This is a genomic window from Nitrincola salilacus, assembly GCF_046271865.1.
Taxonomy (GTDB): domain Bacteria; phylum Pseudomonadota; class Gammaproteobacteria; order Pseudomonadales; family Balneatricaceae; genus Nitrincola; species Nitrincola salilacus.
In genome coordinates, this window is record NZ_CP176580.1 from 950,493 (window position 1) to 965,116 (window position 14,624).

Annotated in this window: 13 protein-coding genes and 1 pseudogene; 8 read left to right on the forward strand and 6 right to left on the reverse strand. The window is 53.8% G+C overall.

The window, feature by feature from the left end; all coding sequences use genetic code 11:
* Positions 1-74: 74 nt before the first annotated feature.
* A pseudogene (locus tag ACK3CJ_RS04385) lies at positions 75-344 on the forward strand (PAS domain-containing protein); the annotation flags it as partial.
* A gap of 125 nt (positions 345-469) precedes the next feature.
* Here ACK3CJ_RS04385 and ACK3CJ_RS04390 read toward each other — a convergent pair.
* Entirely contained in the window at positions 470-1,033 is a 564-nt protein-coding gene (locus tag ACK3CJ_RS04390; RefSeq protein ID WP_409525207.1) for an OsmC family protein, read from the reverse strand.
* A gap of 158 nt (positions 1,034-1,191) precedes the next feature.
* On the opposite strand from ACK3CJ_RS04390, the gene ACK3CJ_RS04395 reads away from it, so the two are divergent.
* The 7 genes from ACK3CJ_RS04395 (at position 1,192) to ACK3CJ_RS04425 (ending at position 8,992) form a co-directional block, all read left to right on the forward strand.
* Positions 1,192-2,214 carry a GlxA family transcriptional regulator gene (locus tag ACK3CJ_RS04395; RefSeq protein WP_409525208.1) on the forward strand — a complete coding sequence of 341 codons (1,023 nt, stop codon included), beginning with the start codon at positions 1,192-1,194 and terminating at the stop codon, positions 2,212-2,214.
* Between the two features lie 86 nt (positions 2,215-2,300).
* Entirely contained in the window at positions 2,301-3,857 is a 1,557-nt protein-coding gene (locus ACK3CJ_RS04400) for a glutamate synthase-related protein (protein WP_409525209.1), read from the forward strand.
* On the forward strand, positions 3,850-5,334 hold the full coding sequence (locus tag ACK3CJ_RS04405) for an HTH domain-containing protein (protein ID WP_409525210.1): 1,485 nt from the start codon (positions 3,850-3,852) through the stop codon (positions 5,332-5,334). Before ACK3CJ_RS04400 ends, ACK3CJ_RS04405 begins: the two co-directional genes overlap by 8 nt.
* 216 nt (positions 5,335-5,550) lie before the next feature.
* Positions 5,551-6,963 (forward strand): methyl-accepting chemotaxis protein, encoded by a 1,413-nt coding sequence (locus ACK3CJ_RS04410; RefSeq protein WP_409525211.1) that lies wholly within the window; start codon positions 5,551-5,553, stop codon positions 6,961-6,963.
* A gap of 341 nt (positions 6,964-7,304) precedes the next feature.
* Positions 7,305-7,577, forward strand: coding sequence for a hypothetical protein (locus ACK3CJ_RS04415; RefSeq protein WP_409525212.1), 273 nt, complete (start codon positions 7,305-7,307; stop codon positions 7,575-7,577).
* Positions 7,578-7,693: 116 nt separating this feature from the next.
* Positions 7,694-8,317, forward strand: a complete 624-nt coding sequence (locus tag ACK3CJ_RS04420; protein WP_409525213.1) for a LysE family translocator — start codon at positions 7,694-7,696, stop codon at positions 8,315-8,317.
* Between the two features lie 204 nt (positions 8,318-8,521).
* Positions 8,522-8,992 carry a Dps family protein gene (locus ACK3CJ_RS04425; RefSeq protein WP_409525214.1) on the forward strand — a complete coding sequence of 157 codons (471 nt, stop codon included), beginning with the start codon at positions 8,522-8,524 and terminating at the stop codon, positions 8,990-8,992.
* 39 nt (positions 8,993-9,031) lie between these two features.
* Here the strand turns inward: ACK3CJ_RS04425 and ACK3CJ_RS04430 are convergent, their stop codons facing one another.
* The 5 genes from ACK3CJ_RS04430 to ACK3CJ_RS04450 form a co-directional block, all read right to left on the reverse strand.
* On the reverse strand, positions 9,032-10,228 hold the full coding sequence (locus tag ACK3CJ_RS04430) for an acetate/propionate family kinase (RefSeq protein WP_409525215.1): 1,197 nt from the start codon (positions 10,226-10,228) through the stop codon (positions 9,032-9,034).
* Positions 10,225-11,181 carry a bifunctional enoyl-CoA hydratase/phosphate acetyltransferase gene (locus ACK3CJ_RS04435; RefSeq protein ID WP_409525216.1) on the reverse strand — a complete coding sequence of 319 codons (957 nt, stop codon included), beginning with the start codon at positions 11,179-11,181 and terminating at the stop codon, positions 10,225-10,227. Before ACK3CJ_RS04435 ends, ACK3CJ_RS04430 begins: the two co-directional genes overlap by 4 nt.
* Before the next feature lie 106 nt (positions 11,182-11,287).
* Complete coding sequence (locus ACK3CJ_RS04440) at positions 11,288-11,653, reverse strand: histidine triad nucleotide-binding protein (RefSeq protein WP_409525217.1); 366 nt, start codon at positions 11,651-11,653, stop codon at positions 11,288-11,290.
* A 139-nt stretch (positions 11,654-11,792) separates the two neighbouring features.
* Positions 11,793-13,310: a SpoVR family protein gene (locus ACK3CJ_RS04445; protein WP_409525218.1), complete on the reverse strand. Its 1,518-nt coding sequence runs from the start codon at positions 13,308-13,310 to the stop codon at positions 11,793-11,795.
* Positions 13,307-14,599 carry a YeaH/YhbH family protein gene (locus ACK3CJ_RS04450; RefSeq protein WP_409525219.1) on the reverse strand — a complete coding sequence of 431 codons (1,293 nt, stop codon included), beginning with the start codon at positions 14,597-14,599 and terminating at the stop codon, positions 13,307-13,309. Before ACK3CJ_RS04450 ends, ACK3CJ_RS04445 begins: the two co-directional genes overlap by 4 nt.
* Between the last annotated feature and the right edge of the window lie 25 nt (positions 14,600-14,624).

The window sequence follows — 14,624 nt, forward strand, 5'->3', positions numbered from 1 at the left end:
TGTCTGAGCGAGATCGGGATGGCTACATGCGAGAGATGTTTGTGGTCGGCCGGGACATCACCGAACGTAAGCACATGGAAAGGATCCTTACACAGCGCGAACTGGAATATCGTAGTCTGGCAGAAAGTTCACCGGATTCGATCATCCGCTATGATCTTGAACAGCGCATTCTGTACCTCAATAACAACTTGTTACGTGCGCTTGAATTGAGCAGTGTTGACGAAGTCATCGGTCGGCATCCTGACGAAATCTGGCCGGACGGGCGCTTCGGAGCTATCGTGGAAGCATCACGTAGAGCGATAAGCAGTGCAGAGATCCAGAAAATCGAACTGACCTGGGAGCAGCGAATTCATCAGGTCCTCGTCGTACCGGAGCGTGGCACGGCTGGTGGCATAATCGGAACTAGGGTCGGGGTCTTGCGACCCCAACACTTCATTCCGAGATCCGATCTGGATCTCAGCGAGCAATATCAGCAGGTTTCAACCCTGACCTCAACCGGCAGTGAGTTGGACACGATATCGTACACGGGTGAGTATTTGGCCAGTTCGCGCAGGGCAGCCGCCGAAGCGGTGGACTTCACGCGCATGGTAACGCGTACATTATGGAACCCCTTGCGCACCTCATCCGACAGACCAAGGAAACCGCGCAGATCCAGATCGCCTTCCAGCTCCGACTCGATCCCGTCGATGGTGATGCCACGTGCCGCCGCGTGATACACCATCGTAGTGGTCAGGCAGCCGATCAGGGCATGCAGCACAAACTCAACCGGATTTGGGTACTCATCGGCACCAAGCAGCACAGCCGGTTCTCCATTGTCCATTTCGAAGGTCTGTGCATGCTGCATCTCTTCACAGGCACCATAGAAGCCCTTTACGGTGGTATGGTTGTGATCGCCTCCTATCCAGCGGTTGCCAGCACGGAATTTGAACTGGGCGATTGCCTGGTTGCCCTTGACGGCCTCGATGGTGTCAAACAGCGCGGTGACGTTCACGCCGTTACGGATGGTGGGTGTCTGGGTGTTCATTGTGTTCATGTAAAATCTCCTCTTGGATAGCAATGGATTGCGTCGCGTTGCGACAGTGCAGTGTGGCGACGTAGTGCTAGAATAGGCGTTAAGAAGATCTTCGCTAAGATGGATTTTTGTCAGAATCGGTTCATTTGCGCCACTATTTTCACCTGAGCAGACAGAAGATGACAAAGCAAACCAAACCCGCACTTCAGGTATTGATAGTGGCTGTGCCGGAAACCGCCGGATCAGCCCTGTATGGGATGATCGACGTGCTCGCTGCTGCCGGTAATATCTGGCAAACGCTGGTAGGAACCGAGCCAGCGTCACGCCTGTTTGAGCCGCTGATTGTTTCGCCATCGCGTGAGCCGTTTCGCTGCGGCCATGCTATTCCGGTGATGCCTGATCTGTCAGTTGAGGATGATCCATCTGCCGAGATCATTATCCTGCCCGAGATCTGGCTGGGGCCGGATGAACAGATCAGTGGTCGCTATACTGCCCTGATCGAGTGGGTGCGTCGGCGTTATCGAGCGGGTGCTACGCTTTACTCCGCCTGTTCCGGTGCCCTGATGCTGGCAGAAACCGGCTTGCTGGATGGCTGTGAGGCAACTTCCCACTGGGGCTACGAGAATCTGTTCCGGCAGTGTTACCCCAAGGTGAGATTTCGCCCCGAAACCAATCTGGCATTTGCCGATCCGGCCGGCCGTATCGTGACAGCCGGAGGTACCACCTCCTGGCATGATCTGGCGCTGCATATCATTGCACGCCATGCCAGCCCCGGCGAGGCGCTGCGTATCGCCAAAGTCTATCTGCTCAAATGGCATGACGAAGGGCAATTACCCTTTGCAACTCTGGTCAGGCGCAGCCCGCATGCGGATGCCGTTGTTAAAAGCTGTGAGGCCTGGCTGAGTGATCATTTCCGTGAAGCGGATGCGCTGGAAAAGGCTGTACAGCAGGCTGCAATACCGGAGCGCACGCTGAAACGACGTTTCAAGGCCGCCACCGGTACAACGCTGATAGAGCGCTTACAGAATATCCGCATCGAACAGGCGAAACAGTTACTGGAAACCACATCGCTGCCGGTGGATGAGATCAGCAGTGAGGCCGGGTATGAAGATGCTTCCTTTTTCCGCCGCTTGTTCAAGCGCCGTACTGGCCTGTCACCCAGTCAATACCGTCGGATGTTTCAACCGATCAGCCGGATGTGACTCTGCCAGATCAGTGCTATGTTAAATGGATTATAAAGGCCTGAGTACTCAGGCTTCGTTACCTTAATTTGCCAGGAGGGGTAGGGATGAGCAAGCCAGTCATAGCCGATAACAAGCCAATAAAAGTGTCGCTGAACAAGGGAGAGGAGTATTACTTCTGTGTCTGTGGGCGTTCCGGAAAGCAGCCCTTTTGTGATGGCTCTCATGCCAGCACGGACCTCAAACCGAAACCTTTTGTAGCCGAGGGAGGCGACGCCTGGTTGTGCCGCTGCAAGCATACGGCCAATGCGCCCTATTGTGATGGTACACATAAGCAGTTCAGTACCGAGCAGGTTGGCAAGGAGGGACCGGGTCCCACTGCCAGTAAAGACGCTGCGCCGGTTGCGAAGCAAACCGCGGAGGAGCCTACAGTTGAGTTTATCCATCAACTGGCTCGTGAAGGGCTTACCAAGATAGGCCACCATGGCCCTATGGTGGCAATGGGCGTGCCACGCCACCAGTTACCGCACTGGGATGATCTGCAGTTGATGGTGGCGCAGATGGCCACTCAGCCACTGATGGAGGATACTGAGGTGGCGACTGAGCTGGTGATTGGCCCCGAAGCCAGAAAACCGCTGACGCTGAAAATTCCGCTGTTGGTATCAGACATGAGTTTTGGTGCGTTGTCTGAGGAGGCGAAGGTAGCACTGGCGCGCGGGGCCGAGCTGGCTGGCACTGGTATCTGCTCAGGGGAAGGGGGGATGCTCGCGGAGGAGCAGGCGGCAAATTCACGCTATTTTTATGAGCTTGCGAGCGCGAAGTTTGGCTATGCCGAAGCGTTGCTCGAGAAGGTTCAGTGTTTTCATTTCAAAGGTGGGCAGGGCGCGAAAACAGGAACAGGAGGTCACCTCCCGGCGAGTAAAAATGTCGGCAAGATCTCGCAAGTGAGGGGGTTGCCGGAGGGTACGCCAGCCGTTTCACCACCGGCCTTCAAAGACCTTCACTCGGTGGAGGATTTCAGACGTTTTGCTGAGCATGTCAGGGAGATAAGTGGTGGGATCCCGGTGGGTTTCAAACTCAGCGCCAATCATATTGAGCGCGATATTCAGTTTGCCCTGGATGCGAGTGCAGACTACATCATTCTGGATGGGCGTGGCGGCGGTACCGGTGCGGCGCCGGAGATGTTCCGCAATCACATCAGTGTGCCGACCATACCGGCCTTGGCACGGGCGCGTCATTATCTGGATCAGCAGGGTGCCAGTGGCCGAGTGACGCTGATCATTACGGGTGGGCTGAGAGTACCGATCGACTTCGTCAAAGCGATGGCTCTGGGCGCGGACGGTATAGCACTGGCCAACAGTGCGATGCAATCGATTGGTTGTGTGGCGGCCAGAATATGCAATACCAATAATTGCCCGGCAGGGATCGCCACTCAGAAAGCGGATCTTCGACAGAGGCTGAATGTTGAGCAGTCCGCTAATCAGTTGAAGAACTTCTTCGAGGCTTCTGTGAGCCTGATGCAGGTTATGGCGCGTGCCTGTGGGCATGATGCACTGAATCAGTTCCGCAAGGAGGATCTTGCAACCTGGCACCGTGAAATGGCCTGTCTCACTGGTGTAAGCTATGCCGGTTTAATTCATCCGGGACACGCTTTTGATGTCTAGAACCACCCGTCTATTTGATTTGATGCAGGTACTGCGCCGTCATCGTAAGCCGGTGAGCGGAAAGACCTTGGCACAGGAGTTGGGAGTCTCGCTGCGCACGTTGTATCGTGATATTGCCGATCTCAAGGCGATCGGTGCACATATCGATGGCGAGCCGGGGCTGGGTTACGTGCTCAGCCCCGGCTTCATGTTGCCACCCTTGATGTTCTCTGCCGAGGAGGTGGAGGCGCTGGCACTGGGGCTGAAGTGGGTGGAGCGGCGCGCCGATCATGAACTGGCATCTGCTGCGACCGATGTGCTGGCCAAGGTTGGGGCAGTGTTGCCGCCGGAGCTGTCATACAAACTGGAGGACTCATCGCTGATTGTCGGGAGCGGGTTTGTACGGCCGCTGTCTGTGGAGCTGACACAGTTGCGCAGGGCGATCAGGGAGGAGTGCAAGATCAGCATCCGTTACCGGGATCGCTCCGGCAGCCATTCTGCACGCACTATCTGGCCGTTTGCGCTGGGATATTTTGAGTCGATGCGCATGCTTGCGGCCTGGTGTGAGCTGCGGCAGGACTATCGTCAGTTCCGGCTGGATCGAATTGAATCGGCTACTTTGCTGGGCGAGCATTATCCGCGTCGACGCCATGATCTGCGCAAGGAGTGGCTGGCGTCTTTGGGGCCTGATGTTCGCTCATCTGCGGATCTCTTATCATGGCATACATCAGGGCAACCATCAAAGCAGTCGACTAGCGAAGGCAAGGCGATACTGGCTCCACCAGCTGAGAAAACGCTACTGCCACAATCTGTCAGCATCAGGGATTATGATCTCTCCGTCGCAAACAACAACATGGAGAAACGCATGGAACAGGAAATCATTCTTTACACCCACCCCTACTCACGTGGCGGAATCGTTCTGTGGATGCTGGAGGAGCTTGGCGTACCTTATCGTCTGGAATACCTTGAGTATGGTCAATCGATGAAAGCTCCTGAATTTCTGGCGATCAACCCGATGGGTAAGGTGCCGGCTATTCGTCATGGTGACGTGATCGTGACCGAAGCAGCAGCCATCTGCGCCTATCTGGCCGACACCTTCCCAGCGGCAGGCCTTGCCCCTGAACTGCATGACCGTGGAGCCTATTATCGCTGGTTGTTTTTTGCTGCCGGCCCTCTTGAAGCAGCTGGCGGCCTCAGCCTGTGTAAGGTGGAACTGAACCCGGAACAGGAGATGCAACTGGGGTGTGGGCGGATCGAGACCGTACTGGACACACTCGCAACTGCAGTGCGCGGGCGTCAATTTATAGCAGGAGATCGCTTCAGTGCCGCTGATATCTATGTCGGCTCTCACATTGGCTGGGGTATGGAGTTTGGCACCATGGATAAGCGCCCGGAGTTTGTCGAATACTGGGATGGCCTGAAAAATCGACCAGCCCATCTGCACACCGAGCAACTGATCGAAAAAGCCCTGACCAAACACGCCTGGAGCGGCATGTAAGTCAAGATTCTTGAGGCTGAGGATCTTGCACCGAATATGAGTTGCACCGAATATGAGTCATGTTTAATTTAGTATGCCTCTATTTGGTGCAACTTACGGCTAACAGAATATATTTGCGATTTGCAAAACTGCGCCAGTCTGTCATTTGAGCGTCATCACTCATCTGGCCCTTAGATTGCATGATGTCTGATATCTTACTTTGCAGGGATCCGACACATGAAGCTACATATCACTTCCACCTCGCGCGCCCGCCATCAGTTTATGCAGCATCTTCAGTCAACTGCCGATACGGCCGACCTCAGTCTGCGCAGTGGTGTTAACTACCCGGCTGCGAAAGCCTTTGATCAACTCTCTGCACGCCTGCATGATTCCTTCACCGAAGGGTTGCGTCATGCTATCGCCATTGCCGGTCAGGCACCGCTACTCGCCGGTTCGGCGCAGACAGCAGAGCATGAGGGTGCGCGACTTAGCGAAGCGTCGACTCAGCTTGCCAGTGCCAGTGAGCAGATCAGTGTGACTGTCGTTCGCGAGCTTGGGCCAGCCGCCGAGACTATGCATCAACTGGCTTCAGGGGCGAGTCGGCAGGTGGCGCAATGTGATGCCAAGGGGCAGTCGGTTGGTGAGGTGATGACCACCATGCGCGCTGAAATGGCAGACTTGCAGACACGTATCCAGAAGGTGGATAAACAGGCTGAGGAGATGCAGCGGCTGGTAGAAATGATTGCTGATATCTCACGGCAGACCAATCTGCTGGCCCTGAATGCAGCCATCGAGGCAGCGCGTGCTGGAGAGGCGGGGCGTGGATTTTCTGTGGTGGCTGATGAGGTGCGAGCGCTCGCTTACCGGACAATGAATGCGACGGAAGAGGTGGATAGTCGTATTGGTTTGATACGTGACGAGGTGACGGAGCTGTCACGGGGAGGAGAAGCGGTCAGTGAGCGAGTGGAGACTGGTTGGACTGGGATAGAAGAGGTCAGGGGGCTGCTGAAACAGACCCGCGAGGATATGACCAAACTTGAAGACTGCAGTCGACAGGTAGCAGCCGGTACCACACAGATCGGCAGTGCGATCAGCAGCGCAACCCAGGATGTGCAGGGCATTGCCGATGCTGCACGTCATCTGCTTGAGTCTGCTTCCCTGCTGGGGTCTGGCAGCAAGAGTGTCCGTCAGCACGGTGATCTGCTGCTGGAAGCGCTAGGTGTGTATCAGCTGGATCTGCATGGCGCGGCTCGTTTCGACGTTGAAGCGCTGGCGGCTGATGCAGGTCTGACCAATCTGCAGGATGAGCAACGCATTGAGATGACACTCCGTTCAGCATTGGCGCGTAGTGGCAAGCGGTTTGAGTTGTTATATCTGGTTGATCCGCAGGGGCGGCAGATCAGTACGAACATTCATCCGGAGTGGGTGGTTGTTAACTACGAAGGCACTGGAAAAGGGCGCAACTGGTCGGATCGAAAATGGTTCCGCGAAGCACTGGACAAGAGTTGTCCCTATGTCAGTCCTGTCTATCGTTCAGTGGCTACTGATGAGTACTGCTTTACCGTCAGCGTCCCGGTACGCCATCCAGAGCGAGGGGTGATAGCAGTCCTGGGTGCGGATGTTCGCTTGGCGGCGTTTCTGGAACACTGAGTGTCTCTTATTGATATGAGTTATAAGGATATGAAAATAAAGGTTGACGCTATCCAGAATATTGGTTAAAAACAAGGACGTCGCATCATAAAGTGCGGCGATCAACGATTTTCAACACTTTAAACTGATGAGTTCCTCATGAACTGGCTGAATCACGTCACAACACAAAACATGCCGCGATGCGTTTCGATTAACGCAATGCGAGCATTGTCGTTGTCGTGTGCCATGATTCTGAGTTGAACTGAACATTGGCCGCGACACCTGTCGCGGCTCAGTTATCCTCTTTTCGATAGCAACGTCTGCGCCAGGTTCCGGCCTCCCTTAACAAGGAGACTCGTACAATGGCTATTAAACGTACTATCAACCAACTTCTGCGCGGTGTTCAGGCCTATTATGCCAAGCGGAAACTGCATGCTTCCTTGAAGCACTACGACCAGCGTATGCTCAAAGATATTGGACTGCACTGGGAGCGTGGAGACCTGAAACCGATCAATCCGGTAACAGACTCGCCAGCCATGACAATCACTGCTGCACCGGTATCCGGAAAGAACAAGGCTGTGAAGGCTGAAAAGGTTATCAGCCCGTGTAAACCGGGTGGAGAGCCCTTGGCTTAGAAAAGGCCCCGGCCACAGGAGGTGGTCGGGGCTTTCTCGAAAAAGTTTCTATTGATGAAGCATCGACTGAAATAAAGACATACAGGATTAAAGACTCATAGGATTAAGGATACAGTATGGACTACATCATATTTTTGGGAATCTGTCTGGCAACTACCTTCTCACCAGGCCCAGCAGTGGTACTGGCAATCAAAAACTCGACCAGCTACGGTGTGCCCAAAGCGCTGGTAGCCATTATGGGTAACCTTTCAGCCATGATGACTCTGGCTACTCTTTCCGCAATCGGCCTGGGGGCCGTGATCCTGGCCTCAGAAACACTGTTCATGACGATCAAGATAATAGGTGGCCTCTATCTGATCTACCTGGGTGTTAAAGCCTGGAATTCGCGTGCGCAGATGGGGAGCGGGGATAAAGCAGCTCCACACGCGCTGACTAAAAGCAATGCAAAGCTATGGCTGGAAGCTTATACCGTGGGTGTCAGCAACCCCAAGGCTGTCGCCTTCTATACGGCACTTTTTCCTCAGTTCATCAATCTTGATCAGGCAGTTTTGCCGCAATTCATTCTTCTTGCACTGACCTTTGCACTTTGCTCATTTTCAGCCTTGTGTTTCTATGCGCTTGCCGCTCAGGGGGTGAGAAAACACCTGATGAAAGAGAATGTGCTGCGGACTTTTCATCGTGTAACCGGTGGAGTTTTTGTCGGATTTGGTATCTCACTGATACTGAGCAGTAAAGCCTGAGTTTTTCAGATAGATGAAACTATGGTTGTAATCGACAGTCAGTATAAGATCTTGCGGGTTGAATTCATTTTCAATCATAAGTCTATCTTCAATAGTTTTTGTCTATAGTTAGCATTGATGCAAGTCAATAGCTATATTAAGAAGTACTGATTAAGATAGAGGCAAGTGATTGATGAACAACTCAAATGGATTCGTGGAGGATGTATGACCACTATTGATATCGGTATTCGTGAAAGTGACCGTCAGGAAATTGCTGAAGGTTTGAAAAAGCTCCTGGCAGATTCTTACACGCTGTATCTGCAGACACACAATTTCCACTGGAACGTCACAGGCCCCTCATTTCGTGAGCTGCACCTGATGTTCGAGGAGCACTACACCGAGTTGGCACTTGCAGTGGATGAGGTTGCAGAACGTATCCGCACACTGGATGTTGCCGCGCCAGGTACTTATAAATCACTGGCCGCGCTGACCTCAATCGAAGAGGTGGAAGGTGTTCCATCGGCAGAAAATATGGTGGATTACCTGACTAAAGGCCATGAGCAGGTTGTGAAAACCTGTCGGGCAGTACTGAAGGTTGCGCAGGGGGCTGATGATGAGTCTACCTCAGCGCTGGTTTCCGACCGGATGCGCGTACATGAGAAAACTGCCTGGATGCTGCGCGCACTGCGCAAATAACGATCAGTTAGTAATGTTGAAGCATAAAAAATACCCACTTCATGTGGGTATTTTTTTCAGTTGCTCAACCGTCTGCTGTGCAATCATGCGCTCTTCATCGGTTGGCATCACGCGCAGCAGCAGGGCTGAGTCGGGTGTGCTGATAGTCGGCTGATTCTGCTGGTTGGCCTGTTCGTCCAGTTTCGCGCCCAGCCAGCCGTAGCGTGCAATGATACGTGCACGAACGTCAGCATCGTTTTCACCGACACCACCAGTGAACACCACCTGCTGAACACCCCCGAGGGCTGCAGCCAGTCGGCCGGATTCCAGGGCGACGCGGTAGCAGAAAAGATCGATCGCTTCTTCAGCATGTGGGTGCTTCGCCGCATGCAGGGCGAGCATCTCCGAGCTGATTCCACCCGAAACACCCTGCCAGCCACACTCTTTATACAAGAAAGATTCCAGCGCATCGGCATCCATCCCATATTCACGCATCAGATAAAGCAGAACACCTGGATCGATATTACCGCTGCGGCTGCCCATCGGCAGTCCTTCAACGGCTGTGAAGCCCATGCTGGAAGCGATGGAGTGACCATCACGGATCGCACACATGCTGGCACCGGCACCCAGATGACACACAATGGTATTGAGATCGCCACTGCCTGCCTTGACCAGTTGGCGCTGGATATATTCATAAGAGAGGCCATGAAAACCATATTTATGAATACCGGCTTCGGTCATCTGCCGTGGAATCGCATAAAGGCGCTCCAGCTCAGGTTGCTTACTGTGAAACATGGTGTCGAAACAGCCTACCACGGGAAGCTCTGGGGCCAGATCACGGCAGGCATCAATCAGTTTCAGGTTGTAAGGCTGATGCAGTGGAGCCAATGGAATGAACTGCAGTAACTGGCTCATCACATCGTCGTCGATATGGGTCGGGGCGCTGAAGCGATCCCCGCCATGTACGATGCGATGACCGGTGGCGATCAGTTGATGCTCCGGCAGGTTCTGCTCAATCCACTTAAGCACCCAGCCGAGCGCTGCCTGATGGCGCTGTTCGGCTCCCGTCTCGCTGAGGTCGAGCGTTAACTTCTGCCGCTCATGCTTGTCGTTCTGGATCTGTACCTGCACCGGATGACCCAGCAGGTTGCCGAGTTTGATGATGCAACTCACGCTCAGTTGATCATCTTCGCCGATGCGGTAGAGACCACACTTCAGGCTGGAGGAGCCGCCATTGACGGTCAGGATACTCTTCATGAGATCTGCTCAGGATGATGAACCATATGTGATGCCATAGCGCAGGACGCCAGTCGTCCGAGGGTGCCTTCGGCGCGGCTGGTGAGGATGATCGGTACTTTGGCACCGACGGCAAGACCGGCAGACTTGGCCCCGGCCAGATAGATCAGCTGCTTGGCGATCATGTTGGCTGACTCAAGATCAGGTGCCAGCAGAATATCTGCCTCACCGGATACGGGTGAGTCGATATGCTTGTCCAGTGCCGCCTGCAACGAGATGGCATTATCAAATGCCAGTGGGCCATCAATGATGGCGCCTGTGAGTTGGCCTCGATCAGCCATTTTGCACAGGCAGGCTGCATCGATAGTGCTCTGCATGCCGGGCTTAACTTTCTCGACTGCGGCGAGTATTGCCACCTTGGGCATCGGGTTGCCCAACGCATGGCAGAAGTTGATCGCGTTCTGAAGAATATCGCGTTTGGTAAGCAGATCCGGCGCAACGTTGATGGCTGCATCGGTGATCACCAGAGGCTTGTGATAATTGGGAATATCAAATACCCAGACATGACTCAGGCGGCGCTCGGTTCTGATGCCCTTGGTTTTGTGAATAATCGCTGCCAGCAGCTCTGATGTGCCGAGGCTGCCTTTCATCATCGCCTCCACTTCGGCTGCACGGACCAGTTCACAGGCGCGTTCGGCAGCCATATGGCTATGCTCGGTGGAGATGATCTGATAGGGAGAGAGATCGACCCCTTCAATATCGGCAGCTGCCCTGATTTTATGCTCAGGGCCCACCAGCAGGGGCTCAATCAGTCCCAACTCTGCGGCCTCTATCGCGCCCAGCAAGCTGTTTTTATCAACGGGATGGACCACGGCGGTTCTGACCGGGCCTGCTTTTCTGGCCTGTTCGATAAAAAACTCCAGTTGATCATGCGCAGGTGGCTGCTCAGGCAGGGAAGGGGCAAACTTATCCATATCAGGGTCGTCTCCAGACTGATTAATCACACAGTAACTGTATTGGCTATCTGTATTAGACTACCTTGATATGCTGCAGTGCAGCAAGTCCTATCGATCCGGAAAGTCAGACAGGTACTTTCAGCGTTTCCTGATACGGAGGCCAGCCCATCGGTTTACCACCAAGCAGGTGCAGATGGATATGGTAAACCGTCTGACCGCCATGCGGGTTGCAGTTGAATACTGTGCGGTAACCGTCTTCGGCAAATCCCTGCTCTTTTGCCAGATGTGCGGCAGTTTTGATCATATGGCCGACGAGTTCACTGTGCTCATCCGTCATATCGTTCAGTGTGGATATGTGCAGGCGCGGGATAACCAAGGCATGGAAGGGGGCCTGAGGGTTGATATCCATGAAGGCGAGTACCTTGTCATCCTGATACAGGATATTGGCAGGTATCTCTTGATTAACGATCTTACAGAACAGGCAATCCATCTGAGCTCTCCATCTGAGGGTAAAAAACAATACGGCCTATGAAAATGCAGGCTGGTGCTCTTGCTGAGCAAACGTGCTGAGTAAACGTGCTGAGTAAGTGCAGCCATCCTGCGAGTTCAGTCCAGTATAGTCAGACTGTTCAGATCACCTCAAGTGCATTTGATTTAGGGCACTCATAGCGTTTGGCGACTGTGCCGTCAGGTTGTACTGATTCCAGATGAATATCGAAGCCCCAGAGGCGGTGGAGATGTTTCAGCACCTCTTCGGTGGACTCCCCCAGAGGTTGGCTGTTGTGCATGAAATGGCGCAACGTGAGTGAGCGATCCCCACGCACGTTAACGTTATAGACCTGAATGTTGGGTTCGCGATTGCCCAGGTTGTAGTTGGCAGCCATATCCTCCCGAATGCGTTTGTAGCCCATCTCATTATGGATTGATGACACTTTCAGGTTGGGATGCTCAGCATTATCGACCAGGGTGAAGAGTTTCAGCTCACGAATCAGCCTGGGTGACAGAAACTGTTGAATAAAGCTCTCGTCCTTGAAGTTTCGCATCGCCTGATCGAGCGTTACCTTCCAGTCACTGCCAGCGATATCGGGGAACCATTCGCGATCCTCATCAGTGGGCTTTTCACAGATGCGGCGAATGTCCTGCATCATGTTGTAGCCTAGTGTGTAGGGGTTGATGCCACTGAACCAGGGGCTGTCAAAGGGAGGTTGATACACGACGCTGCTGTGCGAATGCAGAAACTCCATCATGAAGCCATCGGTCACCAACCCTTCATCATAAAGCTGATGCAGCAGGGTGTAGTGCCAGAAGCAGGCCCAGCCTTCGTTCATTACCTGAGTCTGTTTCTGTGGATAAAAATACTGTGCAAGCTTGCGCACGATGCGGATCACTTCACGCTGCCAGGACTCCAGCAGCGGGGCATTTTTTTCGATGAAATAGAGGATGTTCTCCTCCGGTTCGCTGGGAAAGCGCTGCGCTTCAATATCTCCACTCTCTTCACGGCGAGGAATGGTCTGCCAGAGCTGGTTCAGATGGCGCTGGATATACTCTTCACGCTGGCGCTGACGCTCCTTTTCCTCGGCAGCGGTCAGAGGCTGCGGACGCTTATAGCGATTCACGCCATAGTTCATCAGCGCATGGCAGGAATCGAGAATCTCCTCCACTTCGTCAACGCCGTAGCGCTCCTCGCACTGGCGGATATAGTTGCGGGCAAACAGCAGGTAATCAATGATAGCCGATGCATCCGTCCAGGTCCTGAACAGGTAGTTGCCCTTGAAGAAAGAGTTATGGCCATAGCAGGCATGCGCAATCACCAGCGCCTGCATGGTCATGGTGTTCTCCTCCATCAGATAGGCGATGCAGGGATCTGAGTTGATCACTATCTCATAGGCGAGCCCCATACGGCCGCGGCGATAGTTCTGTTCGGTATCGACAAACTGTTTGCCGAAGGACCAGTGGTTGTAGTTTAAGGGCATGCCGATAGACGCATAGGCATCCATCATCTGTTCGGAGGTGATCACCTCAATCTGGTTCGGATAGGTATCCAGCCCGAAGTCACGGGCGACACGGGCAATTTCACGGTCGTAGGTTTCGATCAGCTCAAAGGTCCACTCAGAGCCGGTCGAAATAGGCTGCTTCTTTTTCTTCATGCCACATTCTCCGTGCGCTTCTCAAACAACTTGCGGAACACCGGATAGATATCAGACGCTTCCCTTATCTGTTGCATGGCAAACTGATCGGGGTACTCAGCCCTGACCTGTTCATACTCATACCAGAGGTTCTGCTGTGGGCCGCTGGTAATCTCGACATAGGCGTAGTATTGCGTTTTCGGCAGGATGCGTTTGCTCAGCAGTTGGCGGCAGTTGGCCGAGTCGCCGTCCCAGTTATCACCATCTGAGGCCTGTGCCACATAGATATTCCATTCGGCTGGCGAGTAGCGGGCATCAATGATGTCGGCGCTCAGGTTGAGGGCGCTGGACACAATAGTGCCGCCGGTTTCGCGGGAGTAGAAAAACTCCTGTTCATCCACCTCCTTGGCATGGGTGTGGTGGCGCACGAACACCACCTCTATCTGTTTATAGTTTCGCTGCAGAAACAGATACAGCAGTATGAAGAAGCGCTTGGCCATATCCTTGACGCTCTGGGTCATGGAACCTGACACGTCCATCAGACAGAACATCACCGCCTTGCTGGAGGGTACCGGCACCTTGACCAGGTTGTTGTAGCGCAGGTCAAAGTCGTCAATGAACGGGAGGCGTTTGGCACTTTTCTCCAGTTTCTGAATCTGTTCTCGCAGCTCTGCCATTTTCAGCCGGGTTTCATCCGAGATAGGTTTGGCTTCGAGCACCCAGAGCTCTTTACGCAGTGCGCGGATCTCTTTGCGGCTCTCACCTTTGCCCGCGAGTGCGATGCGGCGCGCATGGGCCGCCCTGAGTGAACGGACGATATGCAGTTTTTCCGGAGAGCCGTGGCTGCTGAATCCAGCACGGCGAGTTTCAAACTGGGTGGCGTCCTTCAGTTTTTTGCGCACCAGATAGGGTAGCTCGAGATCTTCAAACATGAAGTCCAGAAACTCTTCCTGACTGATGTTGAAGGTAAACTCATCTTCCCCTTCGCCCTGATTACTGGCCTTGCCCTGACCACTTCCGCCGCCTCCACCACCGGATGGGCGACGAATCTCGTCACCTTCGACAAACTCTTTATTGCCCGGAAATACGCGCTGGCGAACACCGCCGTTGCCGTGGTGAAACACCGGTTCTGATATATCCCGGCTGGGGATGGACACCTCGCTGCCCCGCTCCATATCGATGATGGAACGGTCATGAATCGCGTCCTCAACGGCGCGCTTGATATGCTCCTTGTACCGGCGCAGAAAGCGCTGCCGATTCACGGTGCTTTTCTTTTTTGCGTTCAGTCGTCTGTCAATTATGTAGCTCATTCACGCCTGCTCCACTTGCTGGTGA